Consider the following 26,086-nt stretch of genomic DNA (forward strand, 5'->3'; position numbering starts at 1 on the left):
AACGGGGGCGGACCGATGGGGTCCGCCCCCCCTCCGGGGTCGTGTGGGCCGCGCCTGCCGTCAGGCCTGGGCGGCGCGGGCGGCCATGCGCGACTTGCGCGCGGCGAGCTTCTCGTCGAACTTCGACGCCTCGCTGTCCAGCCCGTTCATGTACAGACCGAGCTCCTCCTGCGCCTGGAGGCCCTCCGGGCCCAGACCGTCGATGTCCAGCACCTTCAGGTAGCGCAGCACCGGCTGGATGACGTCGTCGTGGTGGATCCGCATGTTGTAGATCTCGCCGATCGCCATCTGGGCGGCGGCCCGCTCGAACCCGGGCATGCCGTGGCCGGGCATCCGGAAGTTCACGACGACATCGCGCACGGACTGCATCGTCAGGTCAGGGGCGAGCTCGAAGGCCGCGCCCAGGAGGTTGCGGTAGAACACCATGTGCAGGTTCTCGTCGGTCGCGATCCGCGCCAGCATGCGGTCGCAGACCGGGTCGCCCGACTGGTGCCCCGTGTTGCGGTGCGAGACCCGGGTGGCCAGCTCCTGGAACGCCACGTAGGCGACGGAGTGCAGCATCGAGTGGCGGTTGTCGGACTCGAAGCCCTCCGCCATGTGCGCCATCCGGAACTGCTCCAGCTTGTCCGGGTCCACGGCGCGCGAGGTCAGGAGGTAGTCGCGCATCACGATGCCGTGGCGGCCCTCCTCCGCCGTCCAGCGATGCACCCAGGTGCCCCAGGCGCCGTCGCGGCCGAAGAGCGAGGCGATCTCGTGGTGGTAGCTGGGGAGGTTGTCCTCGGTCAGCAGGTTCACCACGAGGGCGATCTTGCCGATGTCCGTGACCTTGGACTGCTCGGCCTCCCAGGCCTGGCCGTCCTCGAAGATGCCGGGGAAGTTCCGGCCGTCGGAGAACGGCACGTACTCGTGGGGCATCCAGTCCTTGGCGACCTTGAGATGGCGGTTGAGTTCCTTCTCCACCACCTCTTCCAGCGCGTACAGCAGTTGGGCGTCGGTCCACGCCTGTGAACTGCCGAGGTGGGGAGAGGTGATCGTCACGGGGGCTCCTGGGGACGGGAGAATTACCTACGGCTTCGTAGGTTACGAGACCGTAGGTTAAGGCGGAGGTAAGGCCGCCGCCAAGCCCGTCCGGGCGACTATCGCTCACGTAGTGTCATAAGTCCAGGTCAGGCGTGTATACGGAGGGTCAGCCCGGTGGGATCGAGGGGGTCGCAGAGGCTCGAAAATCGAGCTGTCGGCCGGGCCGGGCCCCTGGTGGCGATGGGCTCTGAACAGTCGGCGTACTCGGAGCTCAGGGCGCACGAGGGGCGCGGTCGCGGGGGCCGGATCAGAGCAGGTGGTCCGCCGCGCCGGACTTCACCGCGAAGATGAGTGCCCGCAGTGCCTCCATGGAGTCACTGACGTAGGTGGCGGTGTCGGTCGTCGAGCCGATGTAGGCGCGGCCCTGTTCGTCGAGTCCGAAACGGAAGCAGTTCGCACCCTCACTGCAGAAGGCCTCGTCCCAGCAGATTTCTTTCATGGTCTCTCTCCTCAGAGGTCCTGGGCTATGCATCGGATGAAGTCGCGCGATTCCTCGACGGGCAGCGCGAGCGTGCGCAGGCGCTCCAACAGGCCCCGGTAGCGGCGCAGTTGCATGTCCGCGTCGAGCAGCATCGAACCGTGCGAGGAATCGAGCTGCACCGTATCGAGCTGGGGGACCGCCGCGCCGGCATAGGTGAACGACTGCCCGGCGCCGGGGAAACCACCGGCCGAGAACGGGATGACCCGGACCGTGATCCGGGAGCGCTCCGACTGGTCGAGGATGTGGTCCAGCTGTGCCCGGCTCACCTTGGGGCCGCCGAACTGCATCCGCAGCGCGGCCTCGTGGACCACCGCCTCGTACAGCGGCGGCCGGTCGCGCACCAGCACCTCCTGGCGGCGCAGCCGCAGTGAGAGCCTGGCCATCAGGTCGGGGCCCGGGAGCTGAGGGTCGGCGGTGTCGAAGACCGCCCGCGCGTGTTCCTCGGTCTGCAGCAGGCCGGGGATGTGCGTGGTGGTGGCGGTGACCAACTCGACCGCGTGGAACTCGAGTTCGGCGATGTCCAGCAGGCTCGGCAGCAGCAGTCCGCGGTGCTCCTCCCACCACCCCCTGGCCCGCTCCTGCGCCATGCCGGCCAGCAGGTCCACCAGGCCCGTGTCGGGGCAGCCGTAGTTGAAGGCCAGGGTCCGGACCCGCTCGGCGCTGATGCCGAACCGGCCGGACTCGATGTTGGGGATGCGGGTGCGGTCGACGCCGAGCAGCGCCGCGGCCTGCTGTGCCGTCATCCCCGACTGTTCGCGCAGTTTGCGCAGTTCGTACCCGAGACGCTGTTGCCGTGCGGTCGGGGTGCTCCTGGGCGGCACGGTGCACGTCCTTCCGGGGTGGGGGATTGGCGAAATGACCGGAACCACACAAGTAGTAGCACTGTGCTCCGGTCGTGCGCTACGGTCGGTAGTGCAAGTCTCACACGGGGCGACCACGCCTCTGTGTGTGATCGTCACCACACATATGAGAAATGTGAGCAGCACTTGATGAAGGGCGCACTGCGTTGTCTTCCGGCCCTCGCACCCGCCGGACCGTGCCCGCCCGAGGCGGACAACCTCAGCTATTCGTTCGCCCTGCCGGGCGGCGCGTTCTGTGCGGGCCTGGCCCGCCGCGCCGTGGGCGAACTGCTCACCCGGCACGGACTCGCGGAACTCCGCGACACGGCGGTCCTCGCCGCATCGGAACTCGTCGCCGCCGCCTACCGCTTCACCCCGGACCGGGAGATGCTCCTGCGGGTCCACTGGCAGTTCGACGCGCTGCGGATCATCCTCTACGACCAGCATCCGGCCCATGAGTCGCCCGAGAAGTCCGAGGCGTGCCGCGAACACCGCAGCGCCAGCATGTGGCTGCTGGCCGCCGCGGTGGACGCACACGGCGGGGACTGGGGACTGGCTCCCGCGCTGACAGCCTCCGGCGGCTCCAAGGCCTGGGCCTTACTCCACCGTTGACCCCTCGCAGGACAGTTCCCCCGTCCCCGGACGTCACAGCCGGTGCGCACCTCCTCGGCCGTCGTGTCCCGGAGTCCGCCGTCGAGCAACAGCCAGCGTGTGATCCCGATCGATTCGAGGAACGGCACGTCGTGGCTCGCCACGATCAGCGCCCCCTCGTACGAATCGAGTGCCGCCGTCAGCCGGCGCACGCTCGCCATGTCGAGGTTGTTCGTCGGCTCGTCCAGCATCAGCAGCTGAGGCGCCGGCTCGGCCAGCAGCAGCGCGGCCAGAGCAGCACGGAACCGTTCGCCGCCCGACAGGGTCCCGGCGGGCCGGTCGGCCCGTGCCCCCCTGAACAGGAAATGAGCCAGCCGCGCCCTGACGCGGTTGTCCGTGGCGTCCGGTGCGAACCGCGCCACGTTCTCCACCACGCTCAGCTCGTCGTCGAGCACATCCAGCCGCTGCGGCAGAAAACGCATCGGCACCTCCACCGACGCCTCACCGGACACCGGTGCCAGCTCGCCGGCCAGGGTCCGCAGCAGAGTGGTCTTGCCCGCTCCGTTACGTCCCACCAGCGCGATGCGCTCCGGACCGCGCACCTCGAACGAGCCCTGTACCCGAGCCCCGTAGGCCAGTTCCAGACCGCTCAGCAGCAGCACGCCGCGGCCCGGATGGACCTTGGTGTGCGGCAGTTCGACCCTGATCTCGTCGTCGTCCCGCACCGCCTCGACAGCGTCGTCGAGGCGCTCCTTCGCCTCGGCCAGCTTCCCCGCGTGCATGATGCGGTGCTTGCCCGCCGACTCCTGGGCGGAGCGCTTGCGGGCGCCCATGACGATCTTCGGTTCGCGTTTGCTCTCCTGCATCTTCTGCCCGTAGCGCTTGCGCCGGGCCAGCTTGACCTGGGCCTCGGCGAGTTCGCGCTTCTGCCGGTGCACATCGGCCTCGGCGACCCGCACCATGCGCTCGGCGGCCTCCTGCTCCACCGCGAGCGCCTCCTCGTACGCCGAGAGGTTTCCGCCGTACCAGGCGACCGAGGAGTCCCGCAGGTCGGCGATCTGGTCGACCCGCTCCAGGAGTTCGCGGTCGTGGCTGACGACGACGAGGACGCCGTGCCACGCGTCGACAGCCGCGTAGAGGCGGCCGCGTGCGTACAGGTCCAGGTTGTTCGTCGGCTCGTCCAGCAGCAGGACGTCGGGCCGGGCCAGCAGCAGGGCGGCCAGCCGCAGCAGCACGCACTCGCCGCCCGACATCTCGCCGATCGTGCGGTCGAGCCCGATGTGACCGAGACCGAGCTGGTCGAGCGTGGCGAGCGCCCGCTCCTCCACGTCCCAGTCGTCACCGACGGCGGCGAACCGCTCCTCGCCGACATCGCCCGCCTCGATGGCGTGCAGTGCCGCACGGGTCCCGTCGATGCCCAGTGCCTCATCGACGCGCAACGCGGTGTCCAGGACCAGGTTCTGCGGCAGATAGCCGATCTCGCCCGCCGTCCTGATGTGGCCTTCCGAGGGGGTGAGTTCACCGGCGATCAGCCGCAGCAGGGTCGACTTGCCCGAGCCGTTCAGCCCGATGAGCCCGGTACGGCCGGGTCCCACCGTCAGATGGAAGTCGTCGAACACCGGGCTGCCGTCGGGCCAGGAGAAGGACAGCGACGAGCAGGTGATGTGTGTGAGCGGGGTTGACATAAGGAAATCTCCCGGTTGCGAGGAAGGACAGGGGCAACGGGGCGAGACACCGGCCACTGGCGTTCCACGCAAGGAATCCGGAAGTACGGAAGGAATCCGGAAGCGGAGAAGGAAGGCCCTGGTCGCGGAGGACGGCTCGGAGAGCTGAGGTCACACTCGGGCACGCGGACATGTGCGGACATGGCACTGCGTGCGACACGGTGTCTCAAGACCTCAGACGAGCAACGTCCTACTCCTATCGGCGACGACAAGGACAACAACGAAGGTACGGCCGGCCCCGCAGCGGGGCAAGCCGTTTTTGACGCGCCACGGCCCCGTCGGCGGGGCCCCGGGTCAGCAGGAACCGTCGAGCAGGTCCGTCAGACTCCGGTCGAGCCCCAGGAAGCGCCGCTCGTCGCCGGAAGGCACCAGCTCCTGCGCGCGCCGCAGGAAACGGCGCAGCTCGGCCGTCCGCACATGCACCATCGCGATGCCCTCGGCGGCGTGGAACTCCAACACCGTGCGGTCGTACCCGAAGGGCCTGATCCGTACGTCCCCGACCCCCGCAGGTCCGTCCATCCCCGCCGCCAGCAGCTCCCGGGAGAACGCCCAGGACACCTCGGTGCCCTCCAGGGTCGCCGGTGCGGGGAATGCCATGCGGACGGCGAAGGGATCCGTGCGGTCGTAGCTCAGGACGGCGGGAAGGGTCTCCATCTGCGGTGCGGATGCGACCATGCGGGCCTGCACGGACTGTTCGATAACGATGGACAAGACCTGCTCCCTCTCGCGACGGGACGGACGGTTCCCGGCACTCATGGAGACGACGGAACGCGCCGATCCGTGCACCGGGGCACGGCGTGAGCTGCGTCACCGCACACCGCTGCGTGATCACCTGCCCCCTTCCGGACGACGCACCCTGGACGGGGCGCGGTCCGTGGGTTAGCTTCCAGCGCCATGAGGGCCAAGGGGAAGATGCGACGACTGATGTCTCCGGCGCTGTGCGGGGCGGCGCTGGCCGCCGCACTGGCCGCACCGGCGGCCCACGCGGCACCCGTCGAGGGGCACGGGCCCGCCCGCCTGCCGGCGTGGACGTCCACCGACACCGGAACCGACGCCCGCTTCCGCGGCCTCGCGGCCGTCAGCAGCCGCACGGCCTGGCTCGCCGGATCCCTGGGCACGGTGCTGCGCACCACCGACGGCGGCAGGCACTGGCGCGACGTGTCGCCGCCCGGCGCGGCCCAGGAGGAGCTGGAGTTCCGCGACATCGAGGCCTTCGACGCCCGGCGGGCGGTGGCCCTGGCCATCGGCGAGGGCGAGGCGTCCCGGGTGTTCCGCACCGACGACGGCGGGGCCACCTGGACCGAGTCCTTCCGCAACACCGACGCACACGCCTTCTACGACTGCCTCACCTTCTTCGACAGCCGGCACGGACTGGCCATGAGCGACCCGGTGGACGGGCGGTTCCGCATCCTGTCCACCGCCGACGGCGGGCGCAGCTGGAAGGTGCTGCCCGGTGCGGGCATGCCGCAGGCCCAGGCCGGCGAGGCGGGGTTCGCCGCCAGTGGCCAGTGCCTGGTCAGCTCCGGTCCCAGGGACGTCTGGCTGGCGACCGGCGGGGCGGCCACCGCCCGCGTCCTGCACTCGCGCGACCGCGGACTGACCTGGACGGCGACGGAGTCGCCGGTCCCGGCCGGGGTCCCGGCCGGGGGCGTCTTCGGCCTCGCCTTCCGGGACCGTACCCACGGCATCGCGGTCGGCGGCGACTACCGCGCCGACCAGCCCTCGCCCAGGGCCTCCGCCACCACATCCGACGGCGGCCGCAGCTGGCGGCCGTCACCCGCCGCGCCCACCGCCTACCGCTCGGGAGTCGCCTGGCTGCCGCACAGCCGGTCGGCTGCGCTGGCCGTCGGCCCGACCGGCACCGACCTCACCACGGACGGCGGACGCACCTGGCGCACGGTCGATACCGGCTCCTACGACACGGTGGACTGCACCGCGGACGGCGCCTGCTGGGCGGCCGGCGAACAGGGACGGGCGGCGCGCGCGGTGGTCCGCTGAGAAGCGGCTACGGCTGCTGGCGGTACGGGGCGAGCGCGTCCGACGTCTTCGTCGCGATGAACTCCGTGACGCGGTAGGCGCAGACGCCCGCCACGACGAAGGGGTCGGACTCCGTGAGCCGGGTGATCGCGGCCCGGTCGTCCCCGACGGCGAGAATCACCCCGCCCTCGCGGGGGTTCTTGCGCCCGGAGGCGATGATCACTCCTGCCGCGTACTGCCTGTCGAGCCAGGCGACATGATCCTTCATCACGGCGTCGACGCGGTCCAGCGGGGCGGTGTAGGAAAGATCCAGTACGAACATGATCCTCAGGCTACGGGAGCGGGACCCCGGACCGGCCGGCGACGGTCCCCGTCCCCCTAAACTGGACGGCACCATGACAACACTCCGGACGCCCGCCGACGAGGCCGAGGCCCGCGCCCTCCAGGACACCCTGCGCACCCGGGTGGTGCTCGACGAGCCGGGGCCGCCGCCGGGCACCGGCCGGGTGACGGGCGTCGACGTCGCCTACGACGACGAGCGCGATGTCGTGGCGGCGGCGGCCGTCGTGCTCGACGCTGCCACGCTGGAGGTGGTGGCGGAGTCCACCGCCGTCGGCACGATCACCTTCCCGTACGTCCCCGGCCTCCTGGCCTTCCGGGAGATCCCCACCGTGCTGGCCGCACTGGAGTCGCTGACCGTCGACCCCGGGCTCGTCGTCTGCGACGGCTACGGACGGGCTCACCCGCGCCGTTTCGGCCTCGCCAGCCACCTGGGCGTCCTCACCGGGCTCCCGGTCATCGGCGTCGCGAAGAACCCGTTCACCTTCTCGTACGAACAGCCCGGCCCCCGCCGCGGGGACAGCTCGCCGCTGCTCGACGGGGACGAGGAGGTGGGGCGGGCGCTGCGCACCCAGGACGGCATCAAACCGGTGTACGTCTCCGTCGGGCACCGCACCGGCCTGGACAACGCGTGCGCGCACACTCTGCTGTTGGCCCGGGACTTCCGGCAGCCGGAGACCACCCGCAGGGCCGACGCGCTGTGCAGGAGTGCGCTGCGCGAGGCGACCGCCTGAGCGGCGGTGCCGTGCCGGTGGCCGGGGTGCCTGAGTATCCGTACGGATAGCGCCCGGCGATCATGGTCGGCAGTCTGGACACATGAACGCAACTCGCTCGGACGTCCGGACCGCACCCCTTCACCCCGCTCAGCGCCGTGTGGCGGCGGGCCTGCTGATCGGGGGTGCGGTCGGGTTCGTCTGGGCCGGGGCGATGCTCTACACCCTGGCGTCCTGGATCCTCTAGCGGTACGTCAGCGCGCGGCCGCCACCCGGAAGCGCAGACCGGCCCCGCGCAGACGCGCCAGCAGCGCATCCCCCATCGCGACGGCCGTGGTGACCTGCCCCGAGGTCCGCGGGAGCTCGTCCAGCGCCAGGCACAGCGCCGACTCCGCCAGCATCTTCGCCGTCTCGTCGTAGCCCGGGTCGCCGCCCGACACCTCCGTGAAGACCCGGCGGCCCCCGCCCTCGCCGACGAAGCGGACCGTGAACCAGCTCCGCCGGCGGCGCTCCTCGTCCGGGCCGTCGCCCGGCTCGTAGCGGTCCATCAGCCACGACCGGGCGGGCGGCAGCTGCGCGGCACCCAGCAGGGCGCCCAGCGCCGCCGTACCCCCCAGGGCCACCGGCAGATGCTTCACCGAGGCGTAGTGGCGGTAGCGGAAGTCGGGGCCGTAGCGCGGCAGCGCCCGGGCCGAGCGCTCCACGATCTGCGCGTCGAGCGTGGGCAGCGGAAGCGCCCAGGTGCCGGTCTCCGCGCTGAAGCGCGGCGCGCCGAGCGGGGCGCGGGCGCGGCGGCCGACCAGCCGCGGCTCGTGGAGCCGGCGCTCCTTCGCGGCGCGCAGCATCTGCGGGCCGCGGCCCATGGCGGTGAGCGCGGAGGCGAACGTGCCGCCCGAGAAGACGGCGTTGGAGCGGACGAACCCGTCGATGCGCAGCGGTACGTCCTCGGGCAGCTGCCCGACGGTGAAGTACACCCCGAGGTCGTGCGGCACGGAGTCGAATCCGCAGGCGTGCACGATCCGGGCCCCGGTCTCGCGGGCCCTCGCGTCGTGCTCCAGATACATCCGGTCGGCGAACTCCGGCTCGCCCGAGAGGTCCGCGTAGTCCGTCCCCGCCTCGGCGCAGGCCGCGACCAGCCGCTCCCCGTACCAGACGTACGGGCCGACGGTCGTGGCCACCACATGGGTGGACTCGGCCAGTTCGCGCAGCGCGTCCGGGTCGTCGGCGTCCGCGTGCAGCAGCGGGACGTCCGCGCAGCGCGGATCGAGGGCGGTGAGACGGTTGCGCAACTGCTCCAGCTTGGCGCGGTTGCGGCCGGCCAGGGCCCAGCGGCAGCCGTCCGGGGCATGGGCCGCCAGATACTCGGCCGTCAGCACGCCCACGAAGCCGGTGGCGCCGAAGAGGACCACGTCATAGGGGCGTTGTGCCCCGTTCTGCCTGTTCACGAGTGCCTCCGCAGGGGCCGGCGCCGATGTAGCAGGCAGAGGGTAGCGGAGCCGGCCGTGGCGCTGTGCGGCCGGGGAGGCTTCGTGAGGGAGGATCCCGGGGAAAGAGCTAAGCGCTTGCTCGCCCCAAAGGGTTGTGCGGAGCGCGGTGCGTTCTTAGCATCATCGATGTTACATCGGTTGTGTCATACCGCTGGGGGCTCGATGGCAACGACAGGGAACGGCTCACACGGTCCGCGGGGCCCGCTGGCCGGGGTGCGCGTGGTCGAGCTGGCCGGCATCGGCCCCGGCCCGTTCGCCGCGATGCTGCTGGCCGATCTCGGAGCCGACGTGGTGCGCGTCGACCGGCCCGGCGGTGCGGGGCTCGGCATCGACCCCGCCCACGACCTCACCAACCGCAACAAACGCTCCGTCCTCGTCGACCTCAAGGCCCCCGACGGCCCGGCCACGGTCCTGGACCTGGTGGAACGCGCCGACATCCTGATCGAGGGCTACCGGCCCGGTGTCGCCGAGCGCCTGGGCGTCGGTCCCGAAGCCTGCCTGGAACGCAATCCGCAGCTCGTCTACGGCCGGATGACCGGCTGGGGCCAGGACGGGCCACTTGCCGACCGGGCCGGACACGACATCGCCTACATCGCCCTCACCGGCACCCTCTCCATGATCGGCAAGCCGGGGGAGCCGCCCACCGTCCCGGCCAACCTGCTCGGCGACTACGCCGGCGGCTCGCTCTACCTCGTCGTCGGCGTCCTCGCGGCCCTCCAGCACGCCCGGACCCCCGGCGGGGCGGGCCAGGTCGTCGACGCGGCGATCGTCGACGGCGCCTCCCACCTCGCCATGATGATCCACGGCATGCTCGCGGCCGGCGGCTGGCAGGACCGGCGCGGCTCCAATCTGCTGGACGGCGGCTGCCCGTTCTACGGCTCCTACGAGACCGCCGACGGCGAGTACATGGCGGTCGGCCCGCTGGAGCAGCGGTTCTACGCGGAGTTCACCGAGCTCCTCGGCCTCGGCGACACCGCGCCGGACCGGGGCGACCCGGCACGCTGGGACGAGCTGCGCGCGGCCGTCGCCGCCCGGTTCCGCACCCGCACCCGCGCCGAGTGGACCGAGGTCTTCGACGGCTCGGACGCCTGTGTGGCACCCGTCCTCTCGCTGCGCGAGGCCCCGCACCACCCACACCTCGCGGCCCGCTCCACCTTCGTCGAACACAGCGGACTCACCCAGCCGGCGCCCGCGCCCCGGTTCTCGGCCACACCCTCCTCGGTGTACGGCGGACCGGCGCTGCCGGGCGCGGACACCGAGGCCGTCGCCGCCGACTGGGGCGTACCGGCCCTGCGGACCAACCGGAAGGACACGACCGACTGATGCAGCGGCAGATCTTCACCGAGGAGCACGACGCGTTCCGCGAGACGGTCCGCACCTTCCTGACCAAGGAGGTGCTCCCGCACTACGAGCAGTGGGAGAAGGACGGCATCGTCTCGCGCGAGGCCTGGCGCGCGGCCGGACGGCAGGGGCTCCTCGGCCTCGCCGTCCCCGAGGAGTACGGCGGCGGCGGCAACGCCGACTTCCGCTACAGCGCAGTCCTGGCCGAGGAGTTCACCCGGGCGGGCGCCCCCGGCCTCGCGCTCGGGCTGCACAACGACATCATCGGCCCCTACCTCACCGGTCTCGGCACCGAGGAGCAGAAGCGGCGCTGGCTGCCGGGCTTCTGCAGCGGCGAGATCATCACCGCCATCGCCATGACCGAACCCGGCGCGGGCTCCGACCTCCAGGGCATCCGCACCACCGCCGAGGACCGGGGCGACCACTGGCTGCTCAACGGCTCCAAGACGTTCATCTCCAACGGCATCCTCGCCGACCTGGTGGTCGTCGTCGCGAAGACCACGCCCGAGGGCGGAGCGAAGGGGCTCTCGCTGATCGTCGTCGAGCGCGGCGCCGAGGGCTTCGAACGCGGCCGCAACCTCGACAAGATCGGCCAGAAGTCCCAGGACACCGCCGAGCTGTTCTTCCACGACGTGCGCGTCCCCAAGGAGAACCTCCTCGGGGAGCCCGACGGGGCCTTCATCCACCTGATGACGAACCTCGCCCAGGAACGCATGGGCATAGCCGTCGCCGGGATCGCCGCGGCCGAGCACCTCCTGGAGATCACCACCGCGTACGTCAAGGAGCGCGAGGCCTTCGGCCGGCCGCTCTCCAAGCTCCAGCACATCCGCTTCGAGATCGCGGAGATGGCCACCGAGTGCGCCGTCACCCGCTCCTTCCTCGACCGCTGCATCGTCGACCACTCGGAGGGCACCCTCGACGCCGTGCACGCCTCGATGGCGAAGTGGTGGGCGACCGAGCTGCAGAAGCGCGTCGCCGACCGCTGCCTCCAACTGCACGGCGGCTACGGCTACATGGCGGAGTACCCGGTGGCCAGGGCGTTCACCGACGGCCGCATCCAGACCATCTACGGCGGCACGACCGAGATCATGAAGGAGATCATCGGCCGCTCGCTGCTCGCCTGACCCCCGATCGCCGGACCACGCCCGCGCCACCACCCTCGAAAGGCAGCTGTCTTGAGTACCGAAGCATTCGTCTACGACGCGATCCGCACCCCGCGCGGACGCGGCAAGGCCAACGGGGCCCTGCACGGCACCAAGCCGATCGACCTCGTCGTCGGACTGATCCACGAGCTCCGCGACCGCTTCCCGGGCCTGGACCCGGCGGCCGTCGACGACATCGTGCTCGGGGTCGTCAGCCCGCTCGGCGACCAGGGCTCCGACATCGCGCGCATCGCCGCCATCGCGGCCGGCCTCCCCGACACCGTCGCCGGTGTCCAGGAGAACCGCTTCTGTGCCTCGGGCCTGGAAGCCGTCAACATGGCCGCCGCGAAGATCCGTTCGGGCTGGGAGGACCTCATCCTCGCGGGCGGCGTCGAGTCGATGTCCCGCGTCCCGATGGGCTCCGACGGCGGTGCCTGGGCGATGGACCCGATGACGAACTACGAGACCGGCTTCGCGCCCCAGGGGGTCGGCGCCGACCTCATCGCGACCATCGAGGGCTTCTCGCGCCGAGACGTCGACGAGTTCGCCGCCCTCTCGCAGGAGCGGGCCGCCGAGGCGTGGAAGGACAACCGCTTCGCGCGCTCCGTCGTTCCCGTCAAGGACCGCAACGGTCTCGTCGTCCTCGACCACGACGAGCACATGCGCCCCGGCACCACCGCCGACTCCCTCGCCTCGCTCAAGCCGTCGTTCGCGACGATCGGCGAGATGGGCGGCTTCGACGCCGTCGCCCTGCAGAAGTACCACTGGGTGGAGAAGATCGACCACGTCCACCACGCGGGCAACTCCTCCGGCATCGTCGACGGCGCCGCCCTCGTCGCGATCGGCTCGAAGGAGATCGGCGAGCGCTACGGCCTCACCCCGCGCGCCCGGATCGTCTCCGCCGCCGTCTCCGGCTCCGAGCCCACCATCATGCTCACCGGCCCCGCCCCCGCCACCCGCAAGGCGCTCGCCAAGGCCGGACTGACCATCGACGACATCGACCTGGTCGAGATCAACGAGGCCTTCGCCGGCGTCGTCCTGCGCTTCGCCCGCGACATGGGGCTCTCCCTCGACAAGATCAACGTCAACGGCGGCGCCATCGCGCTCGGCCACCCGCTCGGCGCCACCGGCGCGATGATCCTCGGCACGCTCATCGACGAACTGGAGCGCCAGGACAAGCGCTACGGCCTCGCCACCCTCTGCGTGGGCGGCGGCATGGGCATCGCCACCGTCATCGAGCGTCTCTGACCGTCCCCCTTCCTACGGAGAAGACAGACACATGACCGAGAGCACGACCATCCGCTGGGAACAGGACGAGACCGGCGTCGTCACCCTCGTACTCGACGACCCCGCCCAGTCCGCCAACACGATGAACCAGGCGTTCAAGGACTCCATCGCGGCGACCGCCGACCGCGCCGAGGCCGAGAAGGACTCCATCCGCGGGATCATCTACACCTCCGCGAAGAAGACGTTCTTCGCCGGCGGCGACCTCAAGGACATGATCAAGGTCGGCCCCGAGAACGCCCAGCAGGCGTTCGACACCGGCACCGCCATCAAGAGGTCACTGCGCCGGATCGAGACCCTCGGCAAGCCGGTCGTCGCCGCCATCAACGGCGCCGCTCTCGGCGGCGGTTACGAGATCGCGCTCGCCTCCCACCACCGCGTCGCCCTCGACGCCCCCGGCTCCCGCATCGGACTGCCCGAGGTCACCCTCGGCCTGCTGCCCGCCGGCGGCGGCGTCACCCGCACCGTACGCCTCATGGGCATCGCCGACGCGCTGCTCAAGGTCCTCCTCCAGGGCACCCAGTACACCCCGCAGCGGGCCCTGGAGAACGGTCTGGTCCACGAGGTCGCCGCGACCCGCGAGGAGATGCTGGCGAAGGCCCGCGCCTTCATCGACGCGAACCCGGAATCCCAGCAGCCCTGGGACGTCAAGGGCTACCGGATCCCCGGCGGCACCCCGTCGAACCCCAAGTTCGCCGCGAACCTGCCGGCGTTCCCGTCCAACCTGAAGAAGCAGCTGAACGGCGCCCCCATGCCCGCGCCGCGCAACATCCTGGCCGCGGCCGTCGAGGGCTCGCAGGTCGACTTCGAGACCGCGCTGACCATCGAGGCCCGGTACTTCACCGAGCTCGTCACCGGCCAGGTCTCGAAGAACATGATCCAGGCGTTCTTCTTCGACCTCCAGGCCGTCAACTCCGGTGCCAGCCGCCCCAAGGGCGTCGAGGAGCGCCAGGTCCGCAAGGTCGCCGTCCTCGGCGCCGGGATGATGGGCGCGGGCATCGCGTACTCCTGCGCCCGGGCCGGTATCGACGTCGTCCTCAAGGACGTCTCCACGGAGGCCGCCGCCAAGGGCAAGGCGTACAGCGAGAAGCTGCTCGCCAAGGCGCTCTCCCGGGGCCGTACGACCGAGGCGAAGCGCGACGAGCTGCTGGCCCGCATCACGCCGACCGGGGACCCGGCCGACCTCGCGGGCTGCGACGCCGTCATCGAGGCCGTCTTCGAGGACACCGCGCTCAAGCACAAGGTGTTCCAGGAGATCCAGGACATCATCGAGCCCGACGCCCTGCTCTGCTCCAACACCTCCACGCTGCCCATCACGGCCCTGGCCGAAGGGGTCGAGCGCCCCGCCGACTTCATCGGGCTGCACTTCTTCTCGCCCGTCGACAAGATGCCGCTCGTCGAGATCATCAAGGGCGAGAAGACCGGGGACGAGGCGCTGGCCCGCGCCTTCGACCTGGTCCGCCGGATCAAGAAGACGCCGATCGTCGTCAACGACTCGCGCGGCTTCTTCACCTCGCGCGTCATCGGCCAGTTCATCAACGAGGGCGTCGCGATGGTCGGCGAGGGCATCGAGCCCGCGTCCGTCGAGCAGGCCGCGGCCCAGGCCGGCTACCCGGCCAAGGTGCTCTCCCTGATGGACGAGCTGACCCTCACCCTGCCGCGCAAGATCCGCAACGAGACCAGGCGGGCCGTCGAGGAGGCGGGCGGCAGCTGGGCCGGCCACCCGTCGGACGCGGTCATCGACCGCATGGTCGACGAGTTCGGCCGCCCCGGCCGCAGCGGCGGCGCGGGCTTCTACGAGTACGACGAGAACGGCAAGCGCACCCGCCTCTGGCCCGGCCTGCGCGAGCACTTCGGGCGTTCCGGGGACCGCTCCCCGGGCGGGCACAGCACGAAGGCGGACACGGACGTCTCGTTCACCGACATGCAGGAGCGGATGCTCTTCTCCGAGGCGCTGGACAGTGTCCGCTGCCTGGAGGAGAACGTCCTGATCACCGTCGCCGACGCCAACATCGGCTCCATCATGGGCATCGGCTTCCCGCCGTGGACCGGCGGCGTGCTCCAGTACATCAACGGGTACGAGGGCGGCCTGCCCGGCTTCGTCGCCCGCGCCCGGGAACTCGCCGAGCGGTACGGCGACCGCTTCCTGCCGCCCGCACTGCTCGTCGAGAAGGCGGAGAAGGGCGAGACCTTCCACGACTGACGCCGCCACGGCTGTCGACGCCACGACGGGCCGCACCACCGGTGCGGCCCGTCAGGCCGCTACTCGGCCGCGAAGGCGGCCCGCAACTCCTCCTTGAGGGAGCGCTGGAACGCGGTCACCAGCGCCTGCAGCACGATCGGCTGCATGTGAGCCGAGAGCGACTTCATCGCCTTGAGGTGCTCGGGGTCCGACTCCCGCTCCCGGTACGGATTCCACACCTCGTCCCGGAACAGCCGGGTCAGCTCGTGCGCGGCCGAGCGGGTGTGCTCCAGCAGGACGGTGCGCGCGGCGAGGATCGTCTCGTGCGCGATCGGCACGTCGAGCAGTTCCACCCCGAGCCGCAGCAGCCCCGGATCCACCCGGTACACACCGTCCCCCGGATCGGCCCGCTCCAGCACCCCCATCGCGGCCAGCCGGTCGATGTCCTGCTGCGCCAGCGGCCGCCCCGCCCGCCGCTCCAGCTCCGCCCGCGTCGCGTCCTCCGCCGAATCGGGGGCCCAAGAGGCCACGAGCGCACGGTGGATGGCCAGATCGTGGGCGCTCAGATCGGGCGGCAGCTGCTCCAGATAGCGTTCGATCGCGGCGAGCGTCATGCCCTGGTGCTGGAGCTCCTCGATGAGCGCCAGCCGGGACAGGTGCTCGTGCCCGTAGTGCCCCACCCGGCGCGGCCCGATGACCGGCGGCGGCAACAGACCCCGGGTGCTGTAGAACCGCACGGTGCGCACGGTGACTCCGGCGCGCGCCGCCAGCTCGTCCACCGTGAGCGTCGGCTCGTCGGTCCCGGTCGCCATCTCTGCTCCTCGTGTCGGACAGCATCGGTGTCTCACCACTGCTGTGAAAGTGTCCGCCACCGCGGCTGCGCCGTCCACCCCGGCCCCCGTTGTCAGTGGGCGCCCATACGGTGGGTTCATGCCGGAGATCACTTATGTACGGGGGGACGCCACGGCCCCGCAGGGCAAGGGCGTCAAGCTGATCGTCCATGTCTGCAACGACCTCGGAGGCTGGGGCAAGGGTTTCGTCCTGGCCCTCTCGCGCCGCTGGCCCGAGCCCGAGGCGGCCTACCGCCGATGGCACCGCGAGCGCTCGGGCAACGACTTCGCCCTCGGCGCCGTGCAGTTCGTGCAGGTGAGCCCGTACATCTGGGTGGCGAACGCGGTGGGCCAGCGCGGGATGCGCAGGGGGAGCAACGGGGTCCCGGTGCGGTACGAGGCGATCGACACGGCGCTGGGAGCGGTGGCGGACCGGGCGGCCGGGCTGGGGGCCTCGGTGCACATGCCCCGGATCGGCTGCGGGCTGGCGGGCGGGAAGTGGTCGCGGATCGAGCCGCTGATAGCGAAACGGCTGACCGGACGGGGTCTGCCGGTGACGGTGTACGACTTCGACTGACGGAAGGCGCCCCCACTGCCGTCAACGGCCGGCCGGGGCGCGTTACAGGAATACGGGGCACGTCACTCCGTATCGGCTCCTATGGTGGGAGAGGAAGCCGCACAACGGGGGAGGGTCCATGACGGCACGGAGCACCGACGGGACGGCGCCGGTCCTGGCGCTCGACGCGGCACCTCCCTCCGACGCGCTGAGCGAGCAGATCCTGGACGCCGCACGCGAGCAGTTCATGACCTTCGGGCTGCGACGCTCCACCGTCGACGACGTCGCCAAGCGCGCCAAGGTCTCCCGGGTGACCGTCTACCGGCGGATCGGCAACAAGGACAGCCTCGTCTCCGCCTGTCTGCTGCGCGAGTACCACCGCTTCGTCGTGGAGGTGGACGAGGCCGTGGCCGCGCTGCCCACGACGGAGGACCGGCTCGTCGAGGGCTTCACCGCCGTGCTCCGGCACATCCGCGAGCACCCGCTCATCGGCGGTCTGCTGAGGCTGGAACCCGAGACCATGCTGCCCTTCCTGACCCTGGAGAGCGGCCCGGCCTTCCTCGCCATCCGCGCCTACCTGGCCGACCGGCTGCGGGAGGCCCGGTGGGCGGAGGGCAGGCCGGCGGGTGATCCCACCCCCGTCGCCGAGCTGATGGTGCGGATCACCGTCTCCTTCCTCCTCAATCCCGTCAGCTGTTTCGAGCTGGACGACGACACCCAGGTGCGGGAGTTCGCCCGCCGCTGTCTGGTGCCGCTGCTCGCTGCCGGTTAGAGCCGTCGGGGGTCCCGCCGGCCTCGTCGGGCAGCGGCTCCAGGGGGCGGTTGCGGGCCCAGTGCGGTCCGAGGTCGTCGAGCCGCCAGCCGAAGGGGTACGAACGGGGCTGCGGGCGCGAGGGGAAGCGGCGCGGCCGGGCCGGCAGCCGGCGTACGCACCGGGCGCGCAGGCGCAGGGCTGCCGAGGCCGAGGCCTGCGCCCACTGCGGTTGCGGCCGGAAGCCCAGCGCCCTGAGCAGCGGCTCGTCGAGCAGGGCGAGCGAGAATCTGGCCACCAGGGGCCGTAACGGACGCGGATACCAGCCGGCCATGACCCGGAAGGAGGCGTTCGCGACCCGCCGGTTGGCCGGGTCGTACGCGAACATCTGCTCCTCGTAGGAGTCGAGGAGCCGCTCGAACCCCTCGTATGTGTCGGGCACATCCGCGATGCCCATGACCGAGGCCATCTTGCGGCCGACCTCGACCAGCGCCTGCACCTCCTGGTCGCACAGGGGGCGCCAGCCGAACCGGTCGATCCAGCGCTTCGGCCCCACGACCGTGGTCGCCAGGACGTAGCGGAAGTCCTCGTTCGGGATGCGGTACTTGCCGTGGATCCGGTTGAGATGGCGTGCGGCGGCCCGTCCGCGCTCCGAGTCGAAGCCGTCGGCGGCCATCTCGTACCCGAGCAGCACCGTGTCGTCGTACCGCTTCTGCCCGGCCCGTTCGAACTCCTGGGTCCGGTCCAGGAGCACGGAGATCCGCGGGACGCCGTAGTCCCGGAGGAAGGCGATGCTCACCCCCTGCCGGTAGTCCCAGGGGAACTCGTACTGCGAGATCAGCCGAAGGATCTCGGCGTAGTCGCGTGCCGGATCCATCCGGCGTATCTCGTGCAGGCGGCTGTATCGGCCCATGGTGCGCCCTCCTGTCCGTGTACCGACTCCCTGCGAGGCCACCGACGGGTCAACTCACATGAGATGCAAGGGATATGACTGGCCGTCCGGTGCGAGAGTCAAAGTTACAAATACTATCGACTTGTTTCACGGGGTCCGTCAACACTGCCGGCGCCATCGAGGGAGCGGCGTGCGAGCCCGTGCCGCGGGGGCGGCTGCGCGCGGCGCGCGAAGCGCTCGCATACTGGATCACGCAGGGGCCGGGCGCCGATCCGTACGCCCGCCGAATGTCGGGAGCACCGTATGAGCAGCAGCGAGCCGGCCAGGGGTGACGACCCCGTACCGCCCCCTCCCGGGGGTGTGCTGTGGAGTCTGTCCGGGGACGTCCGGGCCCTGCTGATGCTGCCCGCCGCCCTCACCCTCCAGGTCGCCCACCCCGCGGTCGGTGCGGGCGTCGACGAGCACTCCGTGTTCCGTACGGACCCGTGGGGGCGCGGGGAACGCTCCCTGAGCTCGCTCCAGCTCTGGGTGTACGGGGGTGCGGAAGCCGCCGAGGAGGGGCGCAGGCTCCGCCGGCTGCACCGCACCATCCGGGGCACGGACACCCGGGGCCGCCCGTACCACGCACTGTCACCGGCGAACTACGCATGGGTGCACGCCACCGGATTCCCCGTGTACCAGCACGCGGCCCGGTACCTGATCCGCCCGCTCGGCGCGGCGCAGGAGCGGGCGCTGTACCGGGAGTGGCTCCAGGTGGGCCGGGTGCTCGGGATCCACGACCGGGACATGCCGCAGACGATCGAGGAGTTCTGGCCCTACTACCGCGGCATGCTCGCCACCGAGGTGGAGCGGACGGTCGTCGTCGACGAACTCGTCGCCACCGCCACCCCCGTACCGCCGCCCGACCGCGGCCCCCTGGCCCTGCGGCTGCTGCTGAGGGCGCTGTGGCCGGTTCTCCTGCCGCCCCTGACCCGGTTCCGCGGGTTCCTCACGGTCGGACTGATGCCGCCGGACGCGCGCGAGGCGATCGGTCTGGAGTGGACACAGGGGCAGGAGCGCGCACTGCGGAGGTTCTGCGCCGTGCTGCGGGTGGTGGTGCCGGTGCTGCCGGAGCGTCTGCGGTATCTGCCGCGGGCGCGTCGGGCGAGGGCGGCCCACCGGAAGGCGCGGTGCTGACCGGGCTTCTCCGCGGCGACCGGCCTCGCACGGCGACGGTCACGCCGATGCGCGGCGGATCAGCTGCGTCGGCATGATGACGGAATCGGTGTCCCCGGAGCCGGAGCCGGAACGGGCGGGTCCGGAGAGGGCCTCGGCACCCGCGCCTCTGCCCTTGCCGGCGCCTTCACCCTCGTTGAGCCGTTCCATCAGCAGCCTGACCATCAACCTGCCCATGCCCACCACGTCCTGACGGACCGTCGTCAGCGGTGGATCGGTCGTCTCGGCGACCGACTCCAGGTCGTCGAAGCCGACCAGGGCGACGTCCTGCGGTACGCGCAGGCCACGGTCGCGCAGCACCCGCAGGGCGCCGGACGCCATGAGGTCGTTGGCGGCGAAGACGGCGTCGAGGTCAGGCCGTCGCTCCAGCAGGCGCGTCATTGCCCGGGCGCCGCCATCGGCGGTGAAGTCGCCGTCCGTGATGAGGGCGGGATCGCCGTCGGGCAGTACGTCGGTGTAGCCGTCGATCCGGTCGAGCGCCGACGTCTGGTCGCGCGGACCCGCGATGTGGGCGATGTTGCGGCGGCCGAGCGAGACCAGATGCCGCACGGCCTCGCGGGCGCCGCCGCGGTTGTCGCAGTCCACATAGGGGAACGCGAGCTCGGACGCGGCACCCGGCCGCCCGGGACGGCCGCCGTAGACGGTCGGCACCCGGAACCGCCTGATGACCTCGGGGAGTTCGTCGTCGGTGTGCAGCGAGAAGGCCAGCACCCCGTCCACATGGCCGCCGGCCAGATACCGGGTGACCCGTTCGAAGTCGCCGCTGCCCTCGACCAGGAGCAGGACCAGCTGGGCGTCGTGAACGCTGAGTTCACGGCTGATGCCGCGGATGTGCTGGGAGAAGAAGGGGTCGGAGAAGATCCGGGCCTCGGGCTCGTCGATGAGCACGGCGACCGCCCCGTTGCGCCGGGTGACCAGGGTCCGGGCGGCGTGGTTCGGTATGTAGCCGAGCTCCTCGACCGCCTTGCGGACCTGGTCCACGAGCGGCTGCCGCACCCCCGCACCGCCGTTCACCACCCGGGAGGCCGTTGCCCGGGAGACACCGGCGCGGGCCGCCACCGCCTCCAGGGTGGGGCGCGCGTCACGCTGGGCATCGGGGGTCGGACCGGGCAAGGGACGCTCCTCGGGGGCACGGACGATGCAGGAAACGGCCGGGCCCGGCCGATCAGCGCGAACCTCATCACCCTAAGGGCTGTCCCGCGATTCCTGGCGGGCGCACCTGTTGCGCGGGCTGCGGCCGGGGTACCTTCCCGCCATGCCGACACGTGTGCGGGGTTCCGCGAACGGCCCCGGCCGGGGCTCCGGCCCGCACCGCGTGCGCAACCTCGCGCTCACGGCCGTCGCCGCCGCGCTCGCCGTCCCGCTCGTCACCGTCCCCTCGGAGGCCGCGCACCTGCGGCCGCGTACCGGCTTCGAGTCCGCCGAGGGTGCGCGGTGGACCGGCCAGGACGAGGAGCGGTCCCTGCTCGCCGCCGTCGACCGCCACAGCGGCCTGGTCTCCGTCGAACGGATCGGCACGACGAAGGAGGGGCGGCCGCTGCGCCTCGTCCGGATCGGCAGTGAACGTCCGGCCGCGCCGGCCGTCCTGCTGGTCTGCAGCCAGCACGGCGACGAACCCGCCGGCCGCGAGGCGTGCCTGACGCTGATCCGTGACCTCGGCTACGCCACCGACCCGGCGACCCGCGCCCTGCTCTCCCGTACCAGCGTCCTGGTCCTGCCCACGGCCAACCCCGACGGCCTGGCCGCCGGGACCCGGGGCAACGCCGACGGCCTGGACATCAACCGCGACCACCTCGCGCTGCGCACCGCCGAGGCCCGCGCGCTGGCCGCCGTCATCCGGGACCGGACGCCCGAGGTGATCGACGACCTGCACGAGTACGGCGCGACCCCGCCGTACTACGACAAGGACCTCTACGTCCTGTGGCCCCGCAACCTCAACGCCGACGAGCGGGTGCACGACGAGTCGGCGCTGCTGGCCGAGCGCCATGTGCGTACGGCCGCGGTGGACGCCGGATTCAGCAGCGGCCGGTACGGCGTGTGGACCGACCCGGTGACGGGCGACCCGGTCAGGCAGACCGCGGGCGACGGACAGGAACGCATCCTGCGCAACACCGCGGCCCTCAAACACGCGGTCGGCCTGCTCGTCGAGTCCCGCATGGACGCGCTCTCGGCCGCCGAGCGGGCCGACCCCGCACTTGGCAACCGTCGCCGCGTCACCTCCCAACTCGCCGCTCTCAAGGGGCTGTTCTCCTATCTCGAAGAGCGGCATGACGCGGTCATGGAGGTCACGGTCCGGTCCCGGGCGGCGGGGCGGACCGACCGGGGGCCCGTGTACCTCGGGGGAGCGGACAACGAGGCGGCGCGGCCCGACGAGGTCCTGCGCCACCCGCCCTGCGGCTACCGGCTCACGGCGGAACAGTTCGGCGACGTGGGGGACGAACTGGCTCTGCACGGCGTCACGTCCCGGCCCGATGGTGACGGTGTGTACGTGCCCCTGCGGCAGCCGGCCCGGAAGCTGATTCCGCTCCTCCTGGACCGGAGGGCGACATATCGCCTCACAAACGGTCAAGCTGATACCGCTTGTTGATCCCGTGAGATGCACACGGTGTGTGGTACTGCCTACGGAGAGCGATTTTCCAGCTTCCGCGAAAGGTGCCATTCGTGTCGCAGGACGATGAGAGAACGGGCGGCAGGGGGGATCTGTCGGTGACGGCGGATCTGCCCGTCGATCCGACGCAGGGCCGGCGCCCTACGACCGACCGGGTGGTGTTCGGGGTCGCCGCGGTCCTCACCCTCGCCTTCGTGGTCTGGGGGGCCACGGCCACCGACTCGCTGGAGGACGTGTCCGACACCCTGCTCAACGGGCTCCTCCACAACGGTGGTTGGGCCTTCATGCTGGCAGCCACCGGGTTCGTGGTCTTCGCCCTGTGGCTCGCCATCAGCCGGTACGGAAAGATCACCCTCGGCCAGGAGGGCGAGGAGCCGGAATTCAGGACCGTGTCCTGGGTCGCGATGATGTTCAGCGCCGGCATGGGAATCGGTCTGATGTTCTACGGGGTCAGTGAGCCCCTGGCGCACTTCACCGACCCGCCGCCCGGAACCCACCCCGCGGACGCCGCCGAGGCGCTGCAGACGGCGATGGCCACCACCCTCTTCCACTGGACGCTCCACCCCTGGGCGATCTACGCGGTGGTCGGGCTGGCCATCGCCTACAGCACCTTCCGGCGCCGCAGGCGGCAGACGATCAGCGCGGTGTTCGAACCGCTCATCGGCGCCCGCCACGCCCACGGCGGCTTCGGCCGCCTGATCGACATCCTCGCCATCTTCGCCACGCTCTTCGGCTCGGCGGCCTCACTGGGCCTGGGTGCCCTCCAGATCGGCAGCGGATTCCAGGAGCTGAACTGGCAGGAGAAGACGGGCACCGGCCTCCTGGTCCTGATCATCGCCGTGCTCACCGTCGCCTTCGTCGCCTCGGCGGTCTCCGGCGTGGAGAAGGGCATTCAGTGGCTCTCCAACATCAACATGGTGCTCGCCCTGATCCTCGCCGTCTTCGTGTTCATCGCGGGCCCCACGATCATCGTGCTGGACCTGCTGCCCACCTCGCTCGGCGCCTACCTCGGTGACCTGCCGCAGCTCATCGGACGCACCGAGGCGACCGGCGAGGGCAAGGTGGCCACCTGGCTGGGCAGCTGGACCGTCTTCTACTGGGCCTGGTGGATCTCCTGGACGCCCTTCGTGGGCATGTTCATCGCACGGATCAGCCGGGGCCGGACCATCCGCCAGTTCATCGGCGGGGTCATCCTCGTCCCGAGCACCGTCAGCCTCGTCTGGTTCGCGATCTTCGGCGGAACCGCGATCAAGCTCCAGGAGGCGGGCCGGCTGAGCGGGGCGGACACCCCGGAGGCCCAGCTCTTCGGCGTCCTCGCGGAGTTCCCGATCGCCACCGTGATGAGCGTGCTGGTGATGGTTCTGGTCGGCATCTTCTTCGTCTCGGGCGCGGACGCCGCCTCCATCGTGATGGGCACCCTCTCGCAGAAGGGCATCCTCGAACCCGCCAAGTGGGTCGTCATCTTCTGGGGCGTCGTCACCGGCGCCGTGGCCGCGATCATGCTGCTGATCGGGAACGGCAAGGGCAATGCGCTGGAGGGCCTGCAGAACCTGACCATTCTGGTGGCGGCGCCGTTCACCCTCGTGATGATCGGCATGTGCGTTTCCCTGATGCGCGACCTGCGGGAGGACCCGCTGATCGTGCGGCGCGAGTTCGGTGTCGAAGCCGTCGAGTCCGCGGTCATCGAGGGCCACGCCAAGTACGACGGCGACTTCGAGATCCGGATCGGCCCCGGCGGCAGCCAGGTCACCACGGAACGCCACGACGGGCCCGGCGGCTCGACCGCGGCTGACACCTAGGGCCTTCGTCCGGATCAGGCCGGACCCCGCGAGCCCGGCATGATCCAAACGAGAGGCCCTGGGTTCCGCCGGCGGACACGGCGGCTCAGCCCACCAGCTGGGCCGCCGCCTCGGCGCAGCCCAGGGCCACCGTCACGCCCGCGCCCCCGTGCCCGTAGTTGTGCACCAGCCGCCCGCCGCCCGGCAGCGCCTCCGCCTCGATCCGCACCCCGGCCTCCCGGGCCGGCCGCAGCCCCACCCGGTGTCCGATGACCCGCGCCCGGGCGATCTCCGGCCGGATCCGGGCGCAGCGGGCCACGATCTCCTGTGCGGTACGGGGATTGGGCACCGTGCTCCAGTCGTCGGCGCCGGCCGTGCCGCCGAGCACCAGCCTGCCGGGCTGGGGGAAGAAGTACGTCGTCTCGCTCGACGACGGGTCCGCCTCGGTGAACCACTCGTCGATCCCCGGATTCTCGACCAGCACCAACTGCCCGCGCACCGAACGCATCCCGGCGTCCGGGACCAGGGCCCGGGCACCGAGCCCCGTGCAGTTGACCACCGTCGCCGCCTCCGCGGCCGCCTCGTCGAACGAGTTGACCTTGCGCCGCTCCACCGAACCCCCGGCGGCCCTGACCCGGTTCTCCAGCCATTCCAGATGGGCCGGCATGTCGAGCAGCGGCAGCCGGCACCGCAGCCCCTCGGCGGTCTCCACGACATCCGTGAGCTGTGCGGCCCACGGCCCGAGCGCGGCGAGCCGCTCGCCCCGGTGCACCCCGGCGACCAGCCGTACACCGGTCTCGTGCGGACGGCCGGCCAGTTCCTCGTACCACCGCAGCGAGGTCAGCGACCAGTCGCCGACCCGGTCCCGCGGCTCGATCCGGTAGGGCCACCACAGGGCGCCCGCGACCGCCGACGTCGTGGTCGCGGCCGGTTCCCTGGACCAGACCCGCACGCGATGGCCGCGCTCCGCCAGGACCGTCGCCGTGGTGAGACCACTGACCCCACCGCCCACCACAATCACTTCCGACACTGCCGCCCCGCCGTATCCGTTCGACTGTTCCTCGTTCAGGTGGCGACGCTAACGGAAATCCGCCACGGCGTGCTCACAACGGGCTCCGGACGGGAATACTCGGGTCATGTCTGCCCCGTACGCGACCTTCGGTCTGGCACCCGCCATGCGGGCCGGCGGTGTCCTGGCCAACGGTGACCACCAGGTGCACCGGGACTTCATGGACTTCCTCGTCGACGGCCGCCCGCTGCTCTTCCGCCTGTCCGACCTCGACGCCGTCTCCCCGCTCGCCTCCGACGTACCGCCCGCGATCTTCACCACCCATGTGCGCCGGCTGCTGCTGGAGGCCGAGGCGCCGCTCGCGGGCGGACGCTATGTGATCTACGGCTGCCCCGAGTGCGAGAGTCTCGAATGCGGGGCGGTCACCGCCGTCATCGAACGCGACGGCACGGACATCGTGTGGCGAGACTTCGCCTGGCAGACGTACGAGTCCGTCGACCTGGAGGAGGGCGGCTACCGGGACATAGGGCCGTACCGCTTCGACGGCGAGCAGTACCGCCGCGAGCTGGAACGGCTCCTGCCGGCCGCCGACGAGGCCGCCCCGCAGGCACAGGCTCCCGCCGGCCGCCGCGTCCTGCTCATCGGCGCCCGGGTCGCCGGCCTGGCCCGGCTCGCCGCCGCCCTGCGCACCATCGGCATCGGCGCCGACATCACCGCGGACGCCGCACAGGTGCCCGGCGAGGAACTGCGCGCCTACCGCGCCGTCCTCTTCGGGCGCGCGGTCGGCGACCCGGAGCGCACCGCCGTGCGCGAGGCGTTCGGCCGGGCCGGCACGGACGTCGCGTACGTCGACGGGCTCGCCCCGGTCGTCCCCGTCCTCGTCGCCCAGATCGAGCACGCCCTGGACCGCGGCGCCCCCGCCCAGCACCGGCTGGTCCGGCTGGACGCGGCGGGCGGCACGGCCGCGGTGAAGGTCACCTCGCCCTGCCGGGTGACCCTGGTCGCCTACCGCCTCGACCTGCTGTCCCGCACCCGCGCCCACGAGCTGTTCAACGGCTTCCTGGAACCGGGCGAACACCGCATCCCGCTGGACGCGGGGGCCGTGAAGGGCCGCTCCTTCCTGGTGGCCCGCACGACGGGAAGCGTGCTGGCCGCCCCTGTGGTGCACCGCTGAACAGCCCGTCGGCGCAGGCCGCGGACCACCCGCCGACGGCAGGGCCGCCCGGGCCGCCCTGAGCGTCCGGAGCGGCCCGGCGGCCGATTAGGA

24 protein-coding genes are annotated in these 26,086 nt (G+C 71.5%); 13 read left to right on the top strand and 11 right to left on the bottom strand.

What is annotated here, in order from left to right; all coding sequences use genetic code 11:
• Positions 1-60: 60 nt before the first annotated feature.
• The 5 genes from OG408_RS34620 to OG408_RS34640 form a co-directional block, all read right to left on the bottom strand.
• Positions 61-1,038, bottom strand: coding sequence for an acyl-ACP desaturase (locus OG408_RS34620; protein WP_266785444.1), 978 nt, complete (start codon positions 1,036-1,038; stop codon positions 61-63).
• 289 nt (positions 1,039-1,327) lie between these two features.
• The gene (locus tag OG408_RS34625) at positions 1,328-1,519 is read right to left on the bottom strand and encodes a hypothetical protein (RefSeq protein ID WP_326673631.1); all 192 of its coding nucleotides are present in this window, start codon (positions 1,517-1,519) and stop codon (positions 1,328-1,330) included.
• 11 nt (positions 1,520-1,530) lie between these two features.
• On the bottom strand, positions 1,531-2,382 hold the full coding sequence (locus OG408_RS34630) for a Scr1 family TA system antitoxin-like transcriptional regulator (protein ID WP_326673632.1): 852 nt from the start codon (positions 2,380-2,382) through the stop codon (positions 1,531-1,533).
• A gap of 452 nt (positions 2,383-2,834) precedes the next feature.
• Entirely contained in the window at positions 2,835-4,676 is a 1,842-nt protein-coding gene (locus OG408_RS34635) for an ABC-F family ATP-binding cassette domain-containing protein (protein WP_326673633.1), read from the bottom strand.
• 333 nt (positions 4,677-5,009) lie between these two features.
• A complete protein-coding gene (locus OG408_RS34640) occupies positions 5,010-5,426 on the bottom strand; it encodes an SsgA family sporulation/cell division regulator (RefSeq protein ID WP_266785454.1) in 417 nt (138 codons plus the stop codon).
• A 183-nt stretch (positions 5,427-5,609) separates the two neighbouring features.
• Here OG408_RS34640 and OG408_RS34645 point away from each other — a divergent pair, with 183 nt between their 5' ends.
• Positions 5,610-6,713 (top strand): WD40/YVTN/BNR-like repeat-containing protein, encoded by a 1,104-nt coding sequence (locus tag OG408_RS34645; RefSeq protein WP_326673634.1) that lies wholly within the window; start codon positions 5,610-5,612, stop codon positions 6,711-6,713.
• A 7-nt stretch (positions 6,714-6,720) separates the two neighbouring features.
• Here the strand turns inward: OG408_RS34645 and OG408_RS34650 are convergent, their stop codons facing one another.
• Positions 6,721-7,014 carry a YciI family protein gene (locus OG408_RS34650; RefSeq protein ID WP_326673635.1) on the bottom strand — a complete coding sequence of 98 codons (294 nt, stop codon included), beginning with the start codon at positions 7,012-7,014 and terminating at the stop codon, positions 6,721-6,723.
• Positions 7,015-7,087: 73 nt separating this feature from the next.
• Here OG408_RS34650 and OG408_RS34655 point away from each other — a divergent pair, with 73 nt between their 5' ends.
• Together OG408_RS34655 and mmpA are read left to right on the top strand one after the other, a co-directional pair.
• Positions 7,088-7,765 carry an endonuclease V gene (locus tag OG408_RS34655; protein WP_326673636.1) on the top strand — a complete coding sequence of 226 codons (678 nt, stop codon included), beginning with the start codon at positions 7,088-7,090 and terminating at the stop codon, positions 7,763-7,765.
• Between the two features lie 82 nt (positions 7,766-7,847).
• Positions 7,848-7,991 carry a morphogenic membrane protein MmpA gene (mmpA, locus tag OG408_RS34660; protein ID WP_266785462.1) on the top strand — a complete coding sequence of 48 codons (144 nt, stop codon included), beginning with the start codon at positions 7,848-7,850 and terminating at the stop codon, positions 7,989-7,991.
• A 7-nt stretch (positions 7,992-7,998) separates the two neighbouring features.
• Here the strand turns inward: mmpA and OG408_RS34665 are convergent, their stop codons facing one another.
• Positions 7,999-9,189, bottom strand: coding sequence for a saccharopine dehydrogenase family protein (locus OG408_RS34665; RefSeq protein WP_326673637.1), 1,191 nt, complete (start codon positions 9,187-9,189; stop codon positions 7,999-8,001).
• A 204-nt stretch (positions 9,190-9,393) separates the two neighbouring features.
• Here OG408_RS34665 and OG408_RS34670 point away from each other — a divergent pair, with 204 nt between their 5' ends.
• From OG408_RS34670 to OG408_RS34685, 4 genes are read left to right on the top strand one after another with little or no spacing between them, the layout of a single operon-like run.
• A complete protein-coding gene (locus OG408_RS34670; RefSeq protein ID WP_266785466.1) occupies positions 9,394-10,554 on the top strand; it encodes a CaiB/BaiF CoA transferase family protein in 1,161 nt (386 codons plus the stop codon).
• Positions 10,554-11,696: an acyl-CoA dehydrogenase family protein gene (locus OG408_RS34675; RefSeq protein ID WP_266785468.1), complete on the top strand. Its 1,143-nt coding sequence runs from the start codon at positions 10,554-10,556 to the stop codon at positions 11,694-11,696. Before OG408_RS34670 ends, OG408_RS34675 begins: the two co-directional genes overlap by 1 nt.
• 51 nt (positions 11,697-11,747) lie before the next feature.
• The gene (locus tag OG408_RS34680; RefSeq protein WP_266785470.1) at positions 11,748-12,962 is read left to right on the top strand and encodes an acetyl-CoA C-acetyltransferase; all 1,215 of its coding nucleotides are present in this window, start codon (positions 11,748-11,750) and stop codon (positions 12,960-12,962) included.
• Between the two features lie 31 nt (positions 12,963-12,993).
• Positions 12,994-15,201, top strand: a complete 2,208-nt coding sequence (locus OG408_RS34685; protein ID WP_285564233.1) for a 3-hydroxyacyl-CoA dehydrogenase NAD-binding domain-containing protein — start codon at positions 12,994-12,996, stop codon at positions 15,199-15,201.
• A gap of 59 nt (positions 15,202-15,260) precedes the next feature.
• Here OG408_RS34685 and OG408_RS34690 read toward each other — a convergent pair whose 3' ends face one another.
• Positions 15,261-15,992, bottom strand: a complete 732-nt coding sequence (locus OG408_RS34690; protein WP_266785474.1) for a MerR family transcriptional regulator — start codon at positions 15,990-15,992, stop codon at positions 15,261-15,263.
• 118 nt (positions 15,993-16,110) lie between these two features.
• Between OG408_RS34690 and OG408_RS34695 the strand changes: the two genes are divergently transcribed.
• Both OG408_RS34695 and OG408_RS34700 read left to right on the top strand, forming a co-directional pair.
• Entirely contained in the window at positions 16,111-16,587 is a 477-nt protein-coding gene (locus tag OG408_RS34695; RefSeq protein WP_266785475.1) for a macro domain-containing protein, read from the top strand.
• A 118-nt stretch (positions 16,588-16,705) separates the two neighbouring features.
• A complete protein-coding gene (locus OG408_RS34700) occupies positions 16,706-17,338 on the top strand; it encodes a TetR/AcrR family transcriptional regulator (protein ID WP_266785476.1) in 633 nt (210 codons plus the stop codon).
• Here the strand turns inward: OG408_RS34700 and OG408_RS34705 are convergent.
• The gene (locus tag OG408_RS34705; protein WP_326673638.1) at positions 17,256-18,230 is read right to left on the bottom strand and encodes an oxygenase MpaB family protein; all 975 of its coding nucleotides are present in this window, start codon (positions 18,228-18,230) and stop codon (positions 17,256-17,258) included. The two genes, OG408_RS34700 and OG408_RS34705, sit on opposite strands and share 83 nt — an antisense overlap.
• Positions 18,231-18,512: 282 nt before the next feature.
• Here OG408_RS34705 and OG408_RS34710 point away from each other — a divergent pair, with 282 nt between their 5' ends.
• Entirely contained in the window at positions 18,513-19,385 is an 873-nt protein-coding gene (locus OG408_RS34710; RefSeq protein WP_326673639.1) for an oxygenase MpaB family protein, read from the top strand.
• A gap of 39 nt (positions 19,386-19,424) precedes the next feature.
• On the opposite strand, the gene OG408_RS34715 is transcribed toward OG408_RS34710, so the two are convergent.
• Positions 19,425-20,537, bottom strand: a complete 1,113-nt coding sequence (locus tag OG408_RS34715) for a LacI family DNA-binding transcriptional regulator (RefSeq protein ID WP_326673640.1) — start codon at positions 20,535-20,537, stop codon at positions 19,425-19,427.
• A gap of 142 nt (positions 20,538-20,679) precedes the next feature.
• On the opposite strand from OG408_RS34715, the gene OG408_RS34720 reads away from it, so the two are divergent.
• A complete protein-coding gene (locus OG408_RS34720) occupies positions 20,680-22,011 on the top strand; it encodes a M14 family metallopeptidase (protein ID WP_326673641.1) in 1,332 nt (443 codons plus the stop codon).
• Positions 22,012-22,085: 74 nt separating this feature from the next.
• A complete protein-coding gene (locus OG408_RS34725; RefSeq protein ID WP_266785486.1) occupies positions 22,086-23,831 on the top strand; it encodes a BCCT family transporter in 1,746 nt (581 codons plus the stop codon).
• An 85-nt stretch (positions 23,832-23,916) separates the two neighbouring features.
• Here OG408_RS34725 and OG408_RS34730 read toward each other — a convergent pair whose 3' ends face one another.
• Positions 23,917-24,840 carry an FAD-dependent oxidoreductase gene (locus OG408_RS34730; protein WP_266785488.1) on the bottom strand — a complete coding sequence of 308 codons (924 nt, stop codon included), beginning with the start codon at positions 24,838-24,840 and terminating at the stop codon, positions 23,917-23,919.
• Positions 24,841-24,946: 106 nt separating this feature from the next.
• Between OG408_RS34730 and OG408_RS34735 the strand changes: the two genes are divergently transcribed.
• Positions 24,947-25,993, top strand: coding sequence for an oxidoreductase (locus tag OG408_RS34735; protein ID WP_326673642.1), 1,047 nt, complete (start codon positions 24,947-24,949; stop codon positions 25,991-25,993).
• Positions 25,994-26,086 lie beyond the last annotated feature (93 nt).

Origin of the sequence: Streptomyces sp. NBC_01257, from assembly GCF_035917255.1 — a bacterium.
In the GTDB taxonomy this organism is placed as follows: domain Bacteria; phylum Actinomycetota; class Actinomycetes; order Streptomycetales; family Streptomycetaceae; genus Streptomyces.